21 protein-coding genes are annotated in these 18,944 nt (G+C 65.2%); 9 read left to right on the forward strand and 12 right to left on the reverse strand.

Annotation, left to right across the window (positions count from 1 at the left end; translation table 11 throughout):
• The first annotated feature begins 170 nt into the window (after positions 1-170).
• Positions 171-1,043, forward strand: a complete 873-nt coding sequence (locus PSV26_RS00540; protein ID WP_300517341.1) for a fumarylacetoacetate hydrolase family protein — start codon at positions 171-173, stop codon at positions 1,041-1,043.
• A 21-nt stretch (positions 1,044-1,064) separates the two neighbouring features.
• Here PSV26_RS00540 and PSV26_RS00545 read toward each other — a convergent pair whose 3' ends face one another.
• From PSV26_RS00545 to PSV26_RS00585, 9 genes are all read right to left on the reverse strand, one after another.
• On the reverse strand, positions 1,065-1,694 hold the full coding sequence (locus tag PSV26_RS00545; RefSeq protein WP_300566438.1) for an alternative oxidase: 630 nt from the start codon (positions 1,692-1,694) through the stop codon (positions 1,065-1,067).
• Positions 1,695-1,785: 91 nt separating this feature from the next.
• On the reverse strand, positions 1,786-2,631 hold the full coding sequence (locus PSV26_RS00550) for a PA4780 family RIO1-like protein kinase (protein WP_300517348.1): 846 nt from the start codon (positions 2,629-2,631) through the stop codon (positions 1,786-1,788).
• A 37-nt stretch (positions 2,632-2,668) separates the two neighbouring features.
• On the reverse strand, positions 2,669-3,859 hold the full coding sequence (locus tag PSV26_RS00555; protein WP_300566441.1) for an NnrS family protein: 1,191 nt from the start codon (positions 3,857-3,859) through the stop codon (positions 2,669-2,671).
• Positions 3,856-5,022, reverse strand: a complete 1,167-nt coding sequence (locus PSV26_RS00560; protein ID WP_300566444.1) for a hypothetical protein — start codon at positions 5,020-5,022, stop codon at positions 3,856-3,858. Before PSV26_RS00560 ends, PSV26_RS00555 begins: the two co-directional genes overlap by 4 nt.
• Positions 5,019-5,357 carry an iron-sulfur cluster assembly protein gene (locus PSV26_RS00565; protein ID WP_300566447.1) on the reverse strand — a complete coding sequence of 113 codons (339 nt, stop codon included), beginning with the start codon at positions 5,355-5,357 and terminating at the stop codon, positions 5,019-5,021. The genes PSV26_RS00560 and PSV26_RS00565 overlap by 4 nt, the downstream gene beginning before the upstream one ends.
• A gap of 20 nt (positions 5,358-5,377) precedes the next feature.
• Positions 5,378-5,848 (reverse strand): Rrf2 family transcriptional regulator, encoded by a 471-nt coding sequence (locus PSV26_RS00570; RefSeq protein ID WP_300517360.1) that lies wholly within the window; start codon positions 5,846-5,848, stop codon positions 5,378-5,380.
• Positions 5,849-5,865: 17 nt separating this feature from the next.
• On the reverse strand, positions 5,866-6,117 hold the full coding sequence (locus PSV26_RS00575; protein ID WP_300566450.1) for a DUF2249 domain-containing protein: 252 nt from the start codon (positions 6,115-6,117) through the stop codon (positions 5,866-5,868).
• 65 nt (positions 6,118-6,182) lie between these two features.
• Positions 6,183-8,459, reverse strand: a complete 2,277-nt coding sequence (locus tag PSV26_RS00580; protein ID WP_300566454.1) for a nitric-oxide reductase large subunit — start codon at positions 8,457-8,459, stop codon at positions 6,183-6,185.
• A gap of 31 nt (positions 8,460-8,490) precedes the next feature.
• Entirely contained in the window at positions 8,491-8,778 is a 288-nt protein-coding gene (locus tag PSV26_RS00585; RefSeq protein WP_300517366.1) for a DUF2249 domain-containing protein, read from the reverse strand.
• A gap of 291 nt (positions 8,779-9,069) precedes the next feature.
• Between PSV26_RS00585 and PSV26_RS00590 the strand changes: the two genes are divergently transcribed.
• Genes PSV26_RS00590 through PSV26_RS00625 form a run of 8 tightly spaced genes read left to right on the forward strand, consistent with a single transcriptional unit; the run spans position 9,070 to position 16,067 of the window.
• Positions 9,070-10,119 (forward strand): peptidase U32 family protein, encoded by a 1,050-nt coding sequence (locus PSV26_RS00590; protein ID WP_300566457.1) that lies wholly within the window; start codon positions 9,070-9,072, stop codon positions 10,117-10,119.
• 14 nt (positions 10,120-10,133) lie between these two features.
• Entirely contained in the window at positions 10,134-11,036 is a 903-nt protein-coding gene (locus tag PSV26_RS00595; protein ID WP_300566460.1) for a U32 family peptidase, read from the forward strand.
• Positions 11,037-11,048: 12 nt separating this feature from the next.
• A complete protein-coding gene (locus PSV26_RS00600; RefSeq protein WP_300566463.1) occupies positions 11,049-11,666 on the forward strand; it encodes a hemolysin III family protein in 618 nt (205 codons plus the stop codon).
• Positions 11,667-11,680: 14 nt separating this feature from the next.
• On the forward strand, positions 11,681-12,205 hold the full coding sequence (locus PSV26_RS00605; RefSeq protein ID WP_300566466.1) for an SCP2 sterol-binding domain-containing protein: 525 nt from the start codon (positions 11,681-11,683) through the stop codon (positions 12,203-12,205).
• Entirely contained in the window at positions 12,198-12,632 is a 435-nt protein-coding gene (locus tag PSV26_RS00610) for a putative zinc-binding protein (protein WP_300566469.1), read from the forward strand. The genes PSV26_RS00605 and PSV26_RS00610 overlap by 8 nt, the downstream gene beginning before the upstream one ends.
• Positions 12,619-13,227 (forward strand): UbiX family flavin prenyltransferase, encoded by a 609-nt coding sequence (locus PSV26_RS00615; protein WP_300566472.1) that lies wholly within the window; start codon positions 12,619-12,621, stop codon positions 13,225-13,227. Before PSV26_RS00610 ends, PSV26_RS00615 begins: the two co-directional genes overlap by 14 nt.
• A gap of 3 nt (positions 13,228-13,230) precedes the next feature.
• On the forward strand, positions 13,231-14,715 hold the full coding sequence (gene ubiD / locus PSV26_RS00620; RefSeq protein WP_300566475.1) for a 4-hydroxy-3-polyprenylbenzoate decarboxylase: 1,485 nt from the start codon (positions 13,231-13,233) through the stop codon (positions 14,713-14,715).
• Between the two features lie 56 nt (positions 14,716-14,771).
• Entirely contained in the window at positions 14,772-16,067 is a 1,296-nt protein-coding gene (locus PSV26_RS00625; RefSeq protein ID WP_300566478.1) for an acyl-CoA dehydrogenase family protein, read from the forward strand.
• Here PSV26_RS00625 and PSV26_RS00630 read toward each other — a convergent pair.
• The 3 genes from PSV26_RS00630 to PSV26_RS00640 form a co-directional block, all read right to left on the reverse strand.
• Positions 16,064-16,636, reverse strand: a complete 573-nt coding sequence (locus PSV26_RS00630) for a GNAT family N-acetyltransferase (protein ID WP_300566481.1) — start codon at positions 16,634-16,636, stop codon at positions 16,064-16,066. The two genes, PSV26_RS00625 and PSV26_RS00630, sit on opposite strands and share 4 nt — an antisense overlap.
• A gap of 33 nt (positions 16,637-16,669) precedes the next feature.
• Positions 16,670-17,719, reverse strand: a complete 1,050-nt coding sequence (locus PSV26_RS00635; RefSeq protein ID WP_300517396.1) for a serine/threonine protein kinase — start codon at positions 17,717-17,719, stop codon at positions 16,670-16,672.
• 124 nt (positions 17,720-17,843) lie between these two features.
• Positions 17,844-18,929 carry a DUF2855 family protein gene (locus PSV26_RS00640; RefSeq protein ID WP_300566484.1) on the reverse strand — a complete coding sequence of 362 codons (1,086 nt, stop codon included), beginning with the start codon at positions 18,927-18,929 and terminating at the stop codon, positions 17,844-17,846.
• Between the last annotated feature and the right edge of the window lie 15 nt (positions 18,930-18,944).

Raw genomic sequence — 18,944 nt, forward strand, 5'->3', positions numbered from 1 at the left:
GAGGGTTGATCTGCGGCGGATCGAAATCCAGTGCATTTTTTATGGTTTGCATGCTAACATCCGCCTGAAAATTTGGGGTTATCGCAATCCCTAAGAGTTTGCTTCCAGCTCCTGCTTCCTCAACCGCCGCGGCGCTTTCCTGCCGTGCAAAAACAAAGAGAGACAGCGTCATGAAAATTGTTGCCTACCGCCTGAAGGGCCGGTCCGGTGTGGGCCTGGTGTCCGCCGACCTCCAGCAGGTCCAGCCCTTTGATCTGCCCGAAGCGCAGAGCGACCTGGGGGCGCTGCCGCTGATCGACATGCAGGCGCGCGGCGACACCCTGCCGGCCCTGCTGCCCGCGCTCGCCCTCCATGAGGTGCAGATCATCGCTCCGCTACCAAAGCCGCGTCGCAACATTTTTTGCGTCGGTAAAAACTACTTTGCGCACGCAAAAGAGTTTGCCGGCAGCGGCTTTGACAGCAGCGCCAAATCGGGCGGCGACATTCCTGCGGACCCCATCATCTTCACCAAGGTGCCGGAGTCCGTGGTCGGTCCCGGCGTCGCCATCGAGATGCCGACGGTGTCCACCGCGATCGACTACGAGGCCGAACTGGCCGTCATCATCGGGCGCGGCGGCAAGGGCATTGCCGCGAAAGACGCGATGGCCCACGTCTGGGGCTACACCATCGTCAACGACATCACCGCACGCGATTGGCAAAGCCGGCACCAGCAATGGCACATGGGCAAGTCGTTCGACACCTTCTGCCCCATGGGTCCGTGGCTGGTGAGTGCCGACGAACTGGACGGTACCAAGACCAGGGTGCGTTGTTACGTCAATGGCGAGGAACGCCAGAACGCCTCGACCGCGGACCTGATTTTTGACATTCCCAAACTGATCGAAACCCTCTCGGCTGGCATCACGCTCTATCCCGGTGACGTGATCGCCACCGGCACGCCGGTCGGTGTCGGGATTGGTTTCAAGCCGCCGAAGTACCTGCAGGCCGGTGATGTGGTGCGGGTGGAGATAGACGGGATCGGCAGCCTGGAAAACCCGGTGCGCTGAAACACGCCCGGAAAATCATTGTCAGCCGCCGGCGTGCTGCTGCGCGCCGCCGCCATGCAGTTCATTGGCAAAGCCGTGGTTCACATCGCGGTGGCCCGCTTCGTCTTCCCGCACGGCCAGCACCACGTCCCGCAGGGTTGCGTCGGCGGGCAGCTTCCAGTAGTCCTTGGCAATCTGCGGGGCGGCCACATTGGCATGGACGCCCGAGTCGATGAGCTCCAGGTAGTGGGTGTAGCTGGTATAGGCTTCTTCCTCAAAGTAACCGACCACGCGGTGCGCCACGCCAGGGGCGATCAGGTAGAGCAGGAAGTAGGCGTTGTAGAAAAAGCCCTGCACAAGGATGACCAGCGCGCGCTCGAACCTGTTGGGCTGCGCGATTTTGATGAACGTCATCAGGTGCATGCGTTCGTTCTCGGCCTCGTCCATCAGCGTCCGTATCCAGCCCTTGTCGTCTTCAATGCGGCGCAGACAGCGCAGGTGTGTCAGCGTGGCCCCCACCATGCCGGGAACTGCGGCGACGGTTTCCAGCACGATCGCGCGGTGGCCGTAGCGCTTGGCGAAAAACAGGTCGGCAAAAAAGCGCAGGAAGCGGACAAAGGCATAGGCGAAGCGGTCGCCAAAGGTGCGGGGGATGTGGTGGGGATTGTTCATCGGAGCCTTCGCATGCACGGAATGTGCAGCCTTGCGGACCACCGTACACGAAAGGCCTTCGCCTGTCTGTCGGGCAGCAGGCCGCGTGGGCCTACAGGGTCTGCATGCGCAGGCGGCGTGCTGCCTCCTCGGCCCGCGCGTCATCGATCTCGCCCATCACGGCGCCCATGTCCACGGGTCCAAGCTTGTGCGCAAAGCGGCCAGTGAGCACCGTATCGGGCCGCAACACGCCGCGTTGGTACAGGTCCCAGATCTCATGGCCGTAGTCGGTGGTCAGCAGGTCAGGCGCGAAACGGCCGAAAAAACTGCGTAGGTTGGCGACATCGCGCAGCAGCATGCGGCTGGCGTGGTTGTTGCCGGCCGCATCGACCGCCTGCGGCAGGTCGATGATGACCGGGCCGTCTGCGGCCAGCAGCACGTTGAACTCGGACAGGTCACCGTGCACGACGCCGGCGCACAACATGCGCACCACCTCCGTGAGCAGCGTGGCATGGTGCAGGCGTGCTTCTTCCGGCGTGAATTCCACATCGTTCAGGCGCGGCGCCGCATCGCCATGTTCGTCGGTTACCAGCTCCATCAGCAGCACGCCGTCGCAGAAGTTGTGCGGCTTGGGCACGCGAACACCGGCGGCAGCCAGGCGGTAAAGTGCATCGACTTCGGCGCTTTGCCAGGCCGCCTCGGCCGCCTGCCGGCCAAAGCGGGTCCCCTTGGCCATCGCACGCGCCTGGCGCGTGTTCTTGACTTTGCGGTTTTCGGTGTAGTCCACCGCCTGCCGGAAGCTGCGCTGGTCGGCCTCCTTGTAAATCTTGGCGCAGCGCGTGTCGTTACCGCAACGCACGACATAGACCATGGCTTCCTTGCCGCTCATCAACTGCCGCACCACGGTGTCGATCAGGCCTTCTTCGATCAATGACTGCAGTCGCTTGGGTGGTTTCATGGCCCCATTTTGCGCCCCGCGGGTAAAGCGCCTGCGGTCAGCCTGCCTGCCCGTCGATACGCGGCCGCGTCAGCACCGGCCAGTAGCGCACCGTATAAAGCGCAAAGCCGGCAGACCACAGTGCCGCCGACACCAGCGTGGCCTGGATGATCCAGGCCGGAGCGACTAGCGGCACGAACACGCGGACCAGCGCCGCGAGCAGGACGAGGACATAACAGGCCACATCGCTGCGGTCGGCCCGCAAGGGCCGGCCGGTGTGGCCGCGAGCGGTACGCGTCATCATGCCGATGATGAGGCCGCCGATGGCGCCCACCGTCAGTGCGTGCGTGGCCAACGAGGGAGCGACCCATCCCGCTGCTGCGAAAGCGCGCAGCGTGAGATGCACCGGAATCCAGAAGTAGGCGACCTGCAGCACCCAGACCAGCGGCGCACGTACGGTCTTCCAGGGGCGCCACAGGCTCCAGCGGGCAAGGTGGGCCAGTGCGCAGACGCCGGCCACGGCGGCCAGCCACGCGCCCTGCAGTTGCACGGCGTCGGCCAGCAGCAGCACCAGCACGCTGCCCAGTGCGGCCTTCTCCAGCATTGGCTGGCGAATGGCATGGGCTCCCGGGACGCCGTTGTTGGTGAACATGGGAATCACGCGGCCGCCCATCACGGCCATGATGAACAGCATGACGTCCAGCGCGAGCTGGATGCCGACCCAGCCCGGAAACTTCACCACGCCGAGTTGTGCCAGGTGAATGCCGAGTACCGCTACCGCCATCAGCAGCAACAGACCGACAAAAAAGTAGTTGCGGCGATTGCGTGCGGCGATGAACGGAATCGCCAGCGCAATGGCGGCCGCGAGCGGGAAAGCGACATTGGCCAGTAGCGCCGCCCAGCCGAAAGGCGTGAGTACCAGGACCCGGCCCGCCACCCACAGGGCCGCCAACGCGGCCAGGGGCCAGCCAGTGGGCGTCGGCCGGTTCGACCAGTTGCGCCCGGCCGTGAAGAGGAAACCGACCACCACGGCGAGTGCGAAGCCGAACAGCATCTCGTGAGCGTGCCACATCGGCCCCTTCAGGTAAGGCAGGCCCAGCCAACCGGAGAATTGCAAGGCCCACAGGCCGATGGACAAGGCAGCGAAAGTGCTCGCCAGCAGGTAAAACGGACGAAAGCCAAGGTCCCAGAGGGCCCAGCCAGCCGGTGCTGGCGAAGGGCGGGGAGGTTCTGCGATGAGGGGAGTCATGGGTGGGCCTTTCGATGGGGCAGGGCGTCGGGCCCGCCATGATGGATGCGCCAGGCGATCGCGGCGCCGGCAATGGTGGCCGAAAACAGCGCTATCGCGGTAGCATTGAGGAGGGCGCCGATGCTGCGCAGCGGTCCCCCGGAGATGCCGGCGCCCAATCGCAGCAGCAGGGAGAGGTGCAACATGGCAAGCGGTACATAGAAAAAGGCGCCGAACTGCAGCTTGACGCGCGCAATGGCCGGCAGGATCACCGGTGCATGGCCCATCATCATGCTGACGATGAAACCCAGGCCGAGGGCGTGCAGTGCGGCGTCGCGCAGGGGCAGGCCCAGGGCGGTGGCTGCCCACGCAACACCCGCCACGGCCAGCCACGCGTAGCCGCCCAGGAGGCAAACCGCCATGTAGCGGCTGAGTCCATGCGCCCGGACGGTGTGACGGGCAATGTCGAAGACGACCAGCCACAGCGCCAGCAGGGCCAGCGCTGCGCCGTAGATCAGTCCGCCGGTTGCCGGTGCCAGGGCCGACCAGGCCGCGCCCGCGAGCAGCGCCGCCAGCACGACTTGCAGCGACAGCTCCGCGGCGGGTCGCCGGCGCATCAGTCGCGTCATTTCCAGGCGCTCGGCGGCGATGGTCATCACGAGAAAGGCGAACCACCAGGGCAGCGTCGCCACGCTGCCCTGGCCCGTGGCGAACAGCAGGTTGCCGGTCAGCCACGCCCCTGCAGCGACCAGCAACAGCCAGGTGTGCGCTGCGCGCTGGCGCCGAACGATCACGAGGTTGACCGCTGTGAAGATGGCGGCAGCGGCCACGCCCAGCCATGCACCCGGCCCGGACTGACCCAGCAGCAGGAGCGCCCCGCCTGCACCCGAAGCCAGCGGCGCGAGGAAAGCGGCGCGCAGCTTGACGGCCACGGCCCGTTCGATGCCGATGACGGTGCCGAGAAACCCGCAGATCATCAAGGCCGCATGGGCCAGCGCCGCCTGGCCGGGCCAGGTGGCATCTGGCAGGGAGTGAAGCGTCACGCCCACGCGCAGCAGGCCCCCAGCGATGCCTGCCAGCAGCGACAGCGCGACCCCTCCCAGCAGCAGCGGCCGTACGGCCAGGGTGATCCACCGCGGCGCCGTCTGGCGCTGCGCTTGTCGGGGGCGGCGCGACGTGTTCACCACTGCATGAAGCGCCTGGCGCGCTCGCTCATCCGTTCGGCGGACCAGGGCGGCTCCCACACCAGCTCGACTTCGATCAGGAGTTCGGGCGGCGCCACGCGGTCCAGCTCGGTCTCGACTTCGTCGATGATGAGGTCGGCGACCGGGCACGCGGCCGATGTCATGGTCAGCCGGACATGCAGTTTTTCGTCGGTCACGGTGACGCCATAGATGAGCCCGACATCAACGATGCTCATGGCAACCTCCGGGTCGACCACCCGCGTCAGTGCCGCCACCAGGGGCTGCCGCAGTGCCTCAGGGCCTTCGTAGGGAAATGGCGCTTTGGGCTCAGTCATGGCAGCTCCGTGATCAGAGCTCAGACGGCGTGTTTTGCCGCCGGTGTGGGCGGAGTTCTGTCGATAAACAGCACCTTGGCCAGCGCCTGGCGGTTCTGGACCAGGTCGGCCAGGGTGTAGCGGTCCAGCACGGTGTAGAAGGCCTCGACCGCCTCACCCAGCACACCACGCAGCCGGCAGATGCGTGTGATCGCGCAGTGGTTGAACTCATCAGAAAAACATTCGGCGACCACCGCTGCGCCCTCGGTCTGGCGCACTACTGCACCGATACCGACCAGTTCGGGCGGCATGGCCAGTTCAAGCCCGCCGCCCTTGCCGCGCACATTGGCCAGCCAGCCGCTTTTGCCGAGCAGGTGCACCACCTTGGTCAGATGATTTTCCGAGATGGCAAAAGAGCTCGCGATTTCGGCAATCGTGGCGCGTTTCTGGGGTTGCGCGGCCAGGTAGATCAGCACACGCAAGCTGTAGTCGGTAAAGGCGGTGAGTTTCATAGGGTGAATGTAAGGCCTCAGCCGCGTACCTGGAAGTCGATCACGATTTCCCCCGGTTCGCGCCGGACATAGTCGATGCCCAGCTTTTCGCCGAAGGCCTGCTGCAGCTGGTTCAGCAGTGGCATCGGGTCATGGTCGTTGACGAAACGCATGGTTTCCCCGGGGTGCAGGCTTTCCAGGGCGCCGAAGATGGCCGCGTGGCGGAAGCGTTTGGCAACACCGCGGGCGTCGAAGGGGTGGACGTTTTGGAGGGTCTGGATCTCGCTCATGATGAAAGCTCCAATAAAAAGGGAAAAGGGACGAAAGGCCGGTGTGACCGGCCTTTCGAGGGAGGTCAGAGACCGGCCGCCGCCTTGGCCGTGATGGCACTGGTGGGTTGAACCGCGGGCCGCCGCAACAGGCGCACGGCATACCAGGCCAGCAGGGCCGCACCGATGGCGAACAGGATGTCGCCGGGCACCCGCATCCAGACCAGTGTTTCCATCACGGGTGAATGGATGATTTCCGGCGAGCGGGCATACCACAGGCCTTTGCTCACGCTGGCCCAGGCCTGGTAAATACCGGCGGGCAGCAGCGACAGGAAGACCATCATCGCCAGACCGATGTTCAGGCTCCAGAAGGCAGGCTTGAGGATGTTGTCGGCATGGAGGTGGCGCGCATACAGGCCGCGCAGGCAGAACAGCATCAGGCCGATGCCGAGCATGCCGTACACCCCGAACAGGGCGGCGTGGCCATGGGCTGCGGTCATGTTCAGGCCCTGCACATAGTAGAGCGAGGCCGGCGGGTTGATAGCGAAGCCGAGCAGGCCGGCGCCGACGGTGTTCCAGAAGCCGACCGCGACAAAACACATGACAGGCCATTTATAGGCAGCCAGCCACGGCAGGGCCTTGGAACGCCGGTAGGTCTGCAGGGCTTCCAGGCCGATCAGCGTCAGGGGCACGACTTCCAGTGCCGAGAATACCGCACCGACGGCGATCACCGAGGTGGGTGTACCGGTGAAATACAGGTGATGCAGCGTGCCCAGAATGCCGCCGAACAGGAACACGATGGTCTCGGCGATGATGGCGCGGTTGGCGCTTTCAGTGCGAACCAGTCCCAGCTTGGTGAAGATCAGCGCAACCACGGCGGTGGCGAACACCTCGAAGAATCCCTCCACCCACAGGTGGACCAACCACCAGCGCCAGTACTCGACCATCGAATAATGCGTGTTCTGGCCCCAGGTCAGCGACGTTGCATAGAAGCCGCCTATGCAGGTGGCCGACAGGAACACCATGGCGATCAGGCCGCGGGTTTCCGAAGGTTTCTTCAGCGCCGGCCAGAGGGCGCGGCCGAGGAGCAACACCCAGAACAGCAGGCCCACGAACAGCAGGATTTGCCAGACACGGCCCATGCTGGTGAATTCCAGCCCCTGGTTGCCGATCCAGAAACTGAAGTCCACGCCGCGGTGCTGCAGCGTGCCCAGCCAGCCTGTCACGGTGGAACCGACCACGATGGCAATCAGCGCCCAGAACAGAACGTCGACGCCGAGCTTTTGCAGCTTGGGTTCCTGCCCGGACAGCAGGGGGGCGATGTAGAGGCCGGTGGCCAGCCACGCGGTGGCGATCCAGAAGATGCCAACCTGGGTGTGCACCGTGCGGCTCACCACATAAGGCAACACCTCGGCCAGCGGCAGACCGAAGAAGGACTGGCCTTCGACGGCGTAGTGCGCCGTGACCACACCCATGGCGATCTGCAGCAGCATGAGACCGACCACGGCAAAGAAGTACTTGCGTGTGGCCTTCATCGAAGGCGTGGCGACCGCGCCCAGCAAAGGGTCGGTCTTGGGCGGCAGGGCCTCGGGCTCATGGCGCTGGCTGCCGTGCAGCCACAACATGGCGGCGATGGCACCGAGCAGCAGGACGATGCTGACCATTGACCAGATCGCGGCCGAGTCGGTCATCTTGTTGCCCACCAGGGGCTCATGCGGCCAGTTGCTGGTGTAAGACAGGTTTTCCTCACCTGGCCGGTCAGTGGTCGCGGCCCAGGACGTCCAGAAGAAGAAGGCTGCGAGGGCCTGGCGATCCGCCGCATCCGGCAGCAGGTTGCCCGTCATCGCGTACTGGTCACGCAGCTTGTCCAGCTGCACATCGCTGCCGAACAGGGCGCTGTAGTGACTCGCCACTTCGCGGATCGCCTGTGCACGGTCGCGTGACACCGTGACAGTTTCGCTGGTGGGGTCATAGGTGTTGCGCCGCATTTCCTCCTTCAGCGCAGCATCGACCGCGCCGCGGTCGGATGCTGTAATGGCCGAGGGATCCTTGCGCAACGCCTGCGTATGGATGGTCTGGAGCGCCGTTGCTTCCCGGTGCAGCCAGTCGGCCGACCAGTCCGGCGCCAGATAGGCGCCATGGCCCCAGACGCTGCCTTGCTGCTGGCCACCGCTGGCCAGCCAGACCTGCTGGCCTTTCTGCACCTGCTCGCCGGTGAAAAGAACCTCACCCGACGTGGTGACGACGGCCTTGGGGATGGGAGGGGCTGTCAGGTAGATCTGCACGCCGAGGTAACCCAGTGCTCCGAACGACAGGACAAAGATGAAGCCGAGCCAGCGCCACAGCATGTTGTTGTTTTTCATCGCATATTCCTTCTGGTTTCTTTAAAGGGGATCAGGCGCCGCCGCAAGAGCCGCAGCATTGGCCGTCGCTGTGCGCAGGCGCCAGCCGGGTGATGGCCACGCGCCAGGTGGCAGGCCCCTGTTCCAGGTAGGACCAGCTGAACTTGCCTGGCCATTCGGCCTGGAACTGGTGATGCAGCGGCTGGGGGTCATGGTCGTTGATCAGTTCCATGGCCTGGCCGGCGCTGAGCTGGCTGAAGGTCGAGAAGATCAGGGGATGGCGCTCGCGGGGGGCGAGGGTGCGGATGTCGAGCGCGGCAGGGGCAGAGGTATGGCTCATGGAGACTCCATTCAATAACAAGAAAAGACAATGACGATTTATAAGGTGCATAGATAATACATCTATAAGAACGACCCATGGCAATTCCCTTATTGATTCAGGTCAAATGAACGGCTGGTGAACTCACCCCTTGCCTGGCGACAGGCTTTGTCCGGACGTGCGGCGCTGCTTCCCGCCTTCAGAGCCTTGAGCCCGTTTCTTGACGGGGATCAGAAAGTATCTGGAAGGATCGGCGTATGGTCGTGCGCTGTGACGGCTCCGTTCGGGGCCCGACGTCCGAACGCCACCCGCATGACCACCTCTACACCTCTTGCCGAACCTGCCCTGTACCCTTTAGCCCCTCCGGAACTGGTCTGCCCCGCCGGCAGCCTGCCGGCCCTGAAGGCCGCAGTGGACAACGGCGCCAGTTGTGTCTATCTCGGCCTGCGCGACGCGACCAATGCGCGCAATTTCGCCGGCCTCAATTTCGACGAGGCCGCCATTGCCGCGGGCATCCGGTATGCCCACGAGCGCGGCTGCAAGGTCTTCATGGCGCTCAACACCTATCCGCAGGCAGCCAACCCCGGCCCCTGGCGCGCGGCGCTGGACCAGGCCGTGGATCTGGGGGTGGATGCGGTGATCCTCGCCGACCCCGGGCTCATGCAATATGCCGCCTCGCGTTATCCGGCGCTGCGCCTGCACCTGTCGGTGCAGGGTTCGGCCACAAATTACGAGGCCATCAACTTTTACCGCGAGCAGTTCGGCGTCGTTCGCGCGGTGTTGCCCCGCGTGTTGTCGCTGGAGCAGGTGCGGCAGGTCATTGACAAGACACCGGTGGAAATCGAGGTATTTGGTTTTGGCAGCCTGTGTGTGATGGTGGAGGGGCGCTGCGCGCTGTCGTCCTATGTGACGGGCGAGTCGCCCAACACGCACGGCGTATGTTCGCCGGCCAGGTCCGTACGCTGGCAGGAAACGCCACAGGGCCTGGAGTCGCGTCTGGGCGGTGTGCTGATCGACCGTTATGCCAGTGGTGAGAATGCCGGTTATCCCACACTGTGCAAGGGACGCTTCGACGTGGGTGATGACGAGAGTTATTACGCCATCGAGGAGCCCGCCAGCCTGAACACGCTCGAACTGCTGCCCCAGCTCATGAAGATGGGCGTGCGCGCCATCAAGATCGAAGGCCGCCAGCGCAGCCTTGCTTATGTGGCGCAGGTGACGCGGGTCTGGCGCGAGGCCATCGACCATTGCGTTGCCAACCCGCATCGCTATGCACCGAAAACCAGCTGGATGGCGAGCCTCGACCAGGTCGCCGAAGGGCAGCAACACACGCTGGGTGCTTACCACCGGCCCTGGAAATAATGAAAGCCGCCACCATGAAAATCTCCCTGGGCCCGTTGCTGTATTACTGGCAGCGGGAGGCTGTCTTCAATTTCTACGACGCCATCGCTGGGACACCGGTGGATGTGGTCTACCTCGGTGAAACTGTGTGTTCGCGGCGCCATGAGTTGCGCCTGGCCGACTGGCTGGACATCGCGGCCCGCCTGCGCGCTGCCGGCAAGGAGGTGGTGCTCTCGACCCAGGTGCTGCTGGAGTCGGGCAGCGATGTGAGCACCATGCACAGGATCACGGCCAATGGCGATTTCCGGGTCGAGGCCAATGACATGGGCGCCGTCCACCGCTTGGACGGCAAGCTGCCGTTTGTGGCCGGCCCGCACCTCAACCTGTACAACCAGGCTTCGCTGCAATGGATGGCGTCGCTGGGGGCCAGCCGCTGGGTCATGCCGCTGGAGATGAAACAGGGTGATCTTGTGCTGCTGCAGCAGGACCGCCCGTCCGGTCTGGAAACCGAGGTGTTTGCCTATGGCCGCATGCCGCTGGCCTACTCGGCGCGCTGCTTTACCGCGCGGCAGCGCAACCTGCCCAAGGACGACTGCCGCTTCAGTTGCCTCGACCACCCGGACGGCCTGATGCTCAGGACCCGCGAGAGCGAGGAGTTCCTGGTGCTCAATGGCACGCAGACCCAGTCGGCCCGCGTCTACAACCTGGTCGATGCGCTGGAGGACATGCGGGCCGCCGGCGTGGATGTGATCCGCCTGAGTCCGCAGGCGCAGCACACGGCAGAGGTGATTGCCCTGTTCGATGCAGCACGCAAGCAGGTGCTGACGCCGCAGGAGGCGCTGGCGCGCATGCAGCCCCTCATGCCGGAAAAGGGCTGCAATGGCTACTGGCACGGCCGACCCGGCCTGGAGCAAGTGGCCTCCGCGGCAGCTGCCTGAGGGCTGACAACGATGTACCACGGTGAACGTTTCAACAGCATCAGCCACCTCGTCGGCGCCGGGCTGGCGGTCGCGGGTTCGGCCGCACTGATCGTGCCCGCCGGCTTCGTTGGTGATCCCTGGAAAATTGTGAGCTTCAGCATCTACGGTGCCATGCTCGTCGCGCTGTACGTTTTTTCCACGCTCTATCACAGCGTACGCGGCCGTGCCAAAAACGTACTGCGCAAGTTTGACCACTGTTCGATTTACCTGCTGATCGCAGGCAGCTACACGCCGTTCGCGCTGGTGTCCCTGCGCGGCGCCTGGGGCTGGTCCTTGCTGGGCGTGGTGTGGAGCCTGGCGCTGCTGGGCATCGTGCAGGAAATCTGGCTGGCCAAAGGGGCGCGAGTGCTGTCACTGGTCATTTATGTGCTGATGGGCTGGTTGGCGCTGGTGGCGGTGTCGCCCTTGTGGACTGCCCTGACGCCCCCGGGCTTTGCCTGGCTGGCCGCGGGCGGCGCCTGCTACACCATAGGCATTGGTTTTTACGCCACCGACCACAAGCTGCGCCACGGCCACGGCTGGTGGCACCTGTTTGTGCTGGGCGGCAGCATCTGTCACTTCATCACCGTGCTGCTATATGTGGCCTGATTCTGCGGACCACCATGAAACCCCTTTCCTCATCTCCTCCCCTTGCATTGCCGCCGGCCCTCGGGTCGCTGCTGGAGCGCCTGCCGGCTTACCCTGGTTCGGTGCTGCTGGTGAGCGCGCTCAACCTGGGTCTGGCGCACCAGCTGCCGGCCGACGTGGGCCGCCTGTTGTTACACAAAAAGCTGCGCATCCACGTGCGTGACGCGCGCCTGACCTTTGACTTTTCCTGGATGGGGCAACGCTTCGCCGCCTGCCCCCGGCAGCAGGCCACCGACCTGGCCATCAGTGCCAGCGCCCACGATTTCATGCGCCTGGCGCAGCGCCAGGAAGATCCGGACACGCTCTTTTTCAGCCGCCGCCTCGCCATGGAGGGCGACACCGAACTGGGCCTGGTCGTCAAGAACGCGCTCGATGCCCTGGAGTTGCCGGTGCTCGACCTGCAGCAGTGGGCGCCGCTTCAGTTGCTGGCGCGCCTAGGTCCACGGCAGCGGTCGGCCGGTGTCGGCCCGCGTCAGCATGCAGGTAACCGCCATGACTGAGGATAGGCGCATTTTGCCGCTGGTGTATTCCTGTTCAGGATGCTCCAGCGCCGCGCAGCTGGCCAACCAGGTGGCGCTGCAGCTGGACCGGCGCGGCGTCGCCGAGATGTCATGTATCGCGGGGGTGGGCGGCGACGTGCCGCACCTGATGAAAATCGTGCGCTCCGGGCGGCCCGTCATCGCGCTCGACGGCTGCCCGCTGGCCTGCGTGAAAAGCGTGCTGGCGCGCCATGGCATCACGGCAGACCGGCATTACCCGCTCCAGCAATACGGCGTCAAAAAGCGGACGCATGAGGATTTCGATCCCGCGCAGGCGGCGCTGGTGCTCGAGCGTGTGACGGCCGACCTACTGGCGGTGCCGCTGCGTGCGTCCACTCCCGGTGGAGGGGTTGCCACCAGAGGAGCGGACGAACATGCTCCCCAGTGACAGCGCGCCACCCCGGCGCATCATTGTTGCGATCTCCGGGGCCAGCGGCGCGGTGTACGGCACACGCCTGTTGCAGGTGCTTCATGGCATGGCCGGGATCGAGACCCACCTGGTGGTGTCCGACGCGGGTTGGCGCAACCTCGGCCAGGAACAGGGCATGAGCCGCGCCGGCGTCGAAGCCCTGGCCGACCAGGTGCACGATGCGCACGATGTGGGCGCCTCCATTGCCAGCGGCTCATTTTTATGCAGTGCCATGGTGGTGGCGCCCTGTTCCATGCGTACGCTGGCCGCCGTGGCGCACGGGCTGGCGGACAAGCTCATCACGCGCGCTGCGGACGTGATGCTCAAGGAGCGCAGGCGACTGGTGCTGATGGTGCGCGAGTCGCCGCTGCACCTGGGTCACCTGCGCAACATGGTCAGCGCGACCGAAATGGGCGCCATCATCTGCCCGCCCATGCCGGCCTTCTATCAGCGCCCGCAGTCGGTGGCCGAGCTGGTGGACGGCAGCGTGGCGCGTGTGCTTGATCTGCTGGACCTGCCGCACGACCTGGCCCCGCGCTGGGACGGGCGGGCTCCCGCCACGGCCGGGGCCTGAGCCATGCGTTACCGCGACCTGCGCGATTTCATGGCTCAGCTCGAGCTGACCGGCGACCTGCGCCGCGTGGCCGAGCCGGTGTCGCCGCATCTGGAAATGACGGCGCTGTGTGATCGCGTGCTGCGTGCCGGTGGCCCGGCCCTCTTGTTCGAACACCCTACAGGACACAGCATGCCGGTGCTGGCCAACTTGTTCGGCACACCGGCACGTGTGGCGCGCGCGATGGGGGTGGCCGACCTGCGTGCGCTGCGTTCCTTTGGCGAGGTGCTTGCCGCCCTCAAGGAGCCTGAAGCGCCCAAGGGACTGAAAGACATGCTGGGTCTGGGCGGGCTGCTCAAAACCCTGTGGCACATGGCGCCGCGTGAATTGCGTTCGGCGCCCTGCCAGGAGGTGGTCTGGGAAGGAGCGGATGTCGATCTGGCGCGCCTGCCGGTGCAACACTGCTGGCCCGGCGACGTCGCGCCCCTGGTTACCTGGGGCCTGGTCATCACCCAGGGGCCGCACAAGCAACGGCAAAACCTGGGCATTTACCGCCAGCAGGTGCTCTCACGCAACCAGCTCATCATGCGCTGGCTGGCGCACCGCGGCGGCGCGCTCGATTTTCGCGACCATGCTGCGGCGAATCCGGGCCAACCCTATCCCGTGGCCGTCGCGCTGGGAGCCGATCCGGCCACCATCCTCGGCGCGGTCACGCCGGTGCCCGACAGCCTGTCCGAGTACCAGTTCGCCGGCCTGCTGCGTGGCGCGCGTACCGACGTCGTGCGCGCGCTGGGCAGCGGCCTGCGCGTGCCGGCCACCGCAGAGATCGTGCTCGAAGGCCACATTTATCCGGATGCCGGCCACCCCAGCGGTTACCAGCACGCGCTCGAAGGACCCTTCGGCGACCACACGGGGTATTACAACGAGCAGGCCTCGTTTCCGGTGTTCACGGTGGACCGCATCACCTTGCGGCGCGACCCGATTTACCACTCCACCTACACCGGCAAACCCCCGGACGAGCCTGCCGTGCTCGGCATGGCCCTGAACGAGCTGTTCATTCCCCTGTTGCAAAGGCAGTTTCCCGAGATCACCGACTTCTACCTGCCGCCGGAAGGCTGCAGCTACCGCATGGCCCTGGTGCGCATCAAGAAGGCCTACCCTGGTCACGCACGGCGCGTGATGATGGGCGTGTGGAGCCACCTGCGCCAGTTCATGTACACCAAGTTTGTGGTCGTGGTGGATGACGATGTGGACGTGCGCGACTGGCACGAGGTGATCTGGGCCCTGACCACCCGCATGGACCCGGCGCGCGACACCCTGCTGATCGAAAACACACCTATCGACTACCTGGACTTCGCCTCGCCGGTGAGCGGCCTGGGCAGCAAGATGGGACTGGATGCGACGAACAAATGGCCCGGCGAAACCCAGCGCGAATGGGGCCATCCCATCGTCATGGATGCGGCGGTGCAGGCGCGCATGGACGGCATCTTTCAGTCTCTGGGGCTGTGAAGGGCGCGGTGTCGCCTGCGTTCTGACAGCGTCTGGCCCGAATCGCACAATGCCTCATGGACTTCAATCACTCTCCCAGGGCGATGGCGCTGCGCCGGCAGCTCGAAGCCTTCATGCAGCAGTACCTGCTGCCCTACAACGCGGCCTGGCACCGTTCGGTGCAGGAGGGAATTTATCCGCCGCCTTTTCTCGAAGACCTCAAGACTCTGGCACGCGAGGCAGGCTTGTGGAATCTGTTTCTGCCCGCCCTGCAGGAGGACGAACCCGGCACGCGCCTGGGCCACCTTGACTACGCGTCGCTGGCCGAAACCATGGGCCGGCTGCCCTGGGCCGCGGAAGTGTTCAATTGCAGCGCCCCCGACACCGGCAACATGGAACTGCTGCACCGCTTTGCCACGCCCGATCAGCGCGTGTTGTGGCTGAGGCCCCTGCTGGAAGGCCGCATCCGGTCTGCCTTTGCGATGTCCGAGCCCGACGTGGCCTCGTCCGACCCGACCAACCTGCAAACCACCGTGCGGCGCGAGGGCGGGCAACTGGTGCTCAATGGCCGCAAGTGGTTCATCACGGGGGCGGCGCACCCGGCCTGCCGGCTGCTGATCGTGATGTGCCGCAATGACGAGGTGCCAGGCGAGGCTGACCCGGCCGGGGCGCACCACCGGCACAGCATGGTGCTGGTGCCCATGGCCACGCCGGGGCTGCAGGTGGTGCGCAATATTTCCGTGGTGCACCACCATGCGCCCGAAGGGCATTGCGAAATCCTGCTGCGCGACGTGCGCGTGCCACCGGACCACCTGCTGGGCGGCTGGGGCGAGGGTTTTGCCATGGCGCAGGCACGGCTCGGGCCGGGCCGGGTGCACCACTGCATGCGCACCATCGGCCAGTGCGAGCTGGCCCTGGAACTGGCCACGGAACGCACGCTGGAGCGCCAGGCCTTCGGCAAATACCTCTCGGATTTTTCCAATGTGCAGGAATGGATTGCCGAATCGCGCATCGAGATCGACCAGGCGCGTCTGCTGATTCTTCATGCCGCCTGGGCGCTTGACGAAGGCAAGGATGATGCGGCGCAACTGCGCGCGCGCGTGGCCGCCATCAAGGTGGTGGCTGCCCGGCTGCAGACGCGGGTGGTGGACCGTGCCATGCAGGCCTTCGGTGCCATGGGCCTGTCACCCGATACCCCTCTGGCGTATTTCTGGACCTGGGGCCGGGCCTTGCACCTGATGGACGGCCCCGACGAGGTGCATTTGCGCACCGTGGCGCGGCACGAACTGGCGCAGGCGAAGGCGCGCGCGGGCAGCACCGCCGCCTACTTCACCACGCCCGAACAAATGCAGGCGCCGCCGCGCATCCGTTAATCCAGCGGCTGTGCCTCTACGTGCGGCAAGTTGTCCTGGCTAGCAAGTACGCGGTAGAAGTAAGTCGTGTCGCACGGCTCGCCATTGGGGAGAAGCGCGTAACCCGGAATCACCCCGCAGCGTTGCCAGCCCAGCCGGGTATAAAGCCGCTCGGCATTGTCGCTGGCCGTGTCCAGCACCAGCAGGGTTTTTCCGCATTCGCGCGCGAGCTGCTCGGCGGCCTGCATCAGCGCCTCGCCCAGGCCCCGGCGCCGCGCCCGGCGATGCACCAGCATCTTCGCCACGTCGGCGCGGTGCGGCTGATTCTCGGGCTGGTCCAGCACCACCTGCACGGTACCCACGATGCCCGCGGCATCTTCGGCCACCAGCAGCGCCCGCTCACCCCGGGCTGCGCTGTCCGCCACTCCGCGCCAGAAGGCCAGTGCCCTGGCGGCGGACAGGGGATGCATGAAACTCACGGAAGCACCGCCTTCCACACAATCGATCAGCAGCCCGGCCAGCGACTGTAACTGGCTGTCGGTGACGACCTCCAGACGGCGAATGGTGTGGGCAGAGGATTCGGCGGGCATGGTTTCTCCCGAAAAAGGATTTGGAATAAATTATTACGCCACCAGCGGCGCTTCCTGCATGGCTTCCGTCTGTTCTTCCAGCATGTCGACCTGGCCTTTCCAGTAGTCGCTGGAGCCGAACCAGGGGAAGTTGATCGGGAAGATCGGGTCGTGCCAGCGCTGGGCCAGCCAGGCACTGTAATGCACCAGGCGCAGGGTGCGCAGCGGCTCGATCAGCGCCAGCTCGCGGCGATCGAACTCGCGGAACTCCTCGTAGCCGTCCACCAAGGCGCCGAGTTGCTGCAGACACTGCGCCCGCTCCCCGGACAGCAGCATCCAGAGGTCCTGCACCGCCGGGCCGCTGCGTGCGTCGTCGAGGTCGACAAAGTGCGGGCCGGCGCCTTCCAGGCCCTCAGGCGTCCACAGGATGTTGCCGGGGTGGCAGTCGCCGTGCAGGCGCAGCGTTCGGATGTCTCCCACACTTTCAAAAACCGCTTGCGCCACGTTCATGGCTTCTTCAAAGGCCTTGAGCCAGCGCGATTCCATGTCCAGCGGCAGGTGGTTGCCCGCCAGCAGCACGTCGCGGCTGGCCGAACCAAAGGTTTGCAGGGTCAGCGCGGGCCGGTGCTTGAAGGGCTTGGCGCTGCCGACCGTGTGGATGCGCGCGAGAAAGCGGCCAATCCATTCGAGCACGCTGAAATCCTCCAGCTCGGGCCGCCGGCCGCCACGGCGCGGCGAGACGCTGAAGCTGAAACCGTTGAAGTGATGCAGGGTGCTTCCGCCCAGCGCCAGGGCGCCCACGACGGGAATTTCCGCCGCCATCAGTTCGGCGGCAAATTCATGTTCTTCGAGAATCTGCGGGTCGCTCCAGCGGCCGGGGCGGTAGAACTTGACGACCACGATGTCACCCGCCGCAGAGCCCGCGCCCGCCGGCGCTTCCAGGTGGACCTGGTAGACGCGGTTTTCATAGCTGGACAGCGCCATCAGGCGGCCGTCGCCATACAGGCCCACGCTGACCAGCGCGTCCAGCACCACGTCGGGCGTGAGTTTTTCGTAGGCGTGGACGGCCTCCGGTGTCGGCGCGGCCAGGGGTTGTTCGGTCATGCCCTCATTGTCGTTGCAATCGGGATCTGCCCTGGAAGTTCAAGTAAAAAGTGGCTCCAGCCCTTGATGGTTAAGCGGGAGTAGCTATTAAAATAATAGCTATCCATCGTCGCCACCAACCGCGTCAGAGCGTCAGGATATGCCCGATGCGAGGATTGCCCTGGCCGGCCAGCACCTGCTGGTAGGCCGTGGCGACGGCGTCGGCACCCTGGTGGTGCTGCGTGACCAGCCAGGGTGAGGGCGCTTGTGTCACGCGCTGGCTGAACGTCTGCCACGCCTGCACCAGGCGCTGGCCCAAACCCTCCGCGCTCCAGTCGGCGCTGCGCTTCTTGATCTGCGCCGGCGCAAAAAACAGCGTGGCGCGCGGACCTGGCAGATCCCGGGCTCCGCCGAGCTCGGCCACATGGGTGCCGCCTATGGAGCAGCTGTACTTGAGGTTTACAAAGCGGCTGTGGATGGCAAGGCGCAGCCCGGCGTTGCCGGCAAAGTCCACATAAATGCACGCCGCATCGGCAGAAATCTGGTCGAGCTGCTCATACGTCAGCACCCGGCTGTAGCAACCCAGGCTTTCGCAAAAGGCGACATTGCCCGGCGAGGTCAGGCCGATCACCTCGATGCCCGGGCGCCGCGCCAGCTGGAAGGCTGTGCCGTAAGCGGTCTTGCTCGAGGCGCTGGACAGCAGCATCACCCGGGCGCCGAAGAAATCGTTGTCGGCCAGGAAGTCGTCGATCAGGAAGGAAGTGACAAACAGCGGCCGAAGCAAGGCCTGGATGTCTTCGGTGGCGGGTGTGTAAAACGGGTCGGCACTGCAGCGCAGGTACTGGTTGTAGACAGGGTGCAGTTCGCGCCGGCGCGCTGCGCCGTCGGAAAACCCCGAGGTGTTCAGGCGTGCAGGCGTGAGCACGGTGGCCGACGCCATGGGGTAATAGCCGTATAGCCGCTCGCCCGCCGCCACACCCGGATGCAGCGACTGCACCACACTGCCAAAGCCCCACACCGGTATGGTGCCCCAGCCCTCCTCGACCGTGGGGAAGAACTGCCAGTAGTTCATCGCATCGCCAAAGGCGGCATAGGTGATGTTGTTGGAGGTCAGTGCAAAGGATTCGACCCGCACACGCACCTGGCCATCGGCCAGTGGCGTGTCCTGTGCCGTTGCCAGCCGCGTGTCGGCCAGATCGTTTTTGCGAACAAGAAAGGTGGTGGTGCTCATGCCGGCAACTTAAGC

Source organism: Polaromonas sp. (assembly GCF_029945685.1).
In the GTDB taxonomy this organism is placed as follows: Bacteria; Pseudomonadota; Gammaproteobacteria; order Burkholderiales; family Burkholderiaceae_C; genus Polaromonas.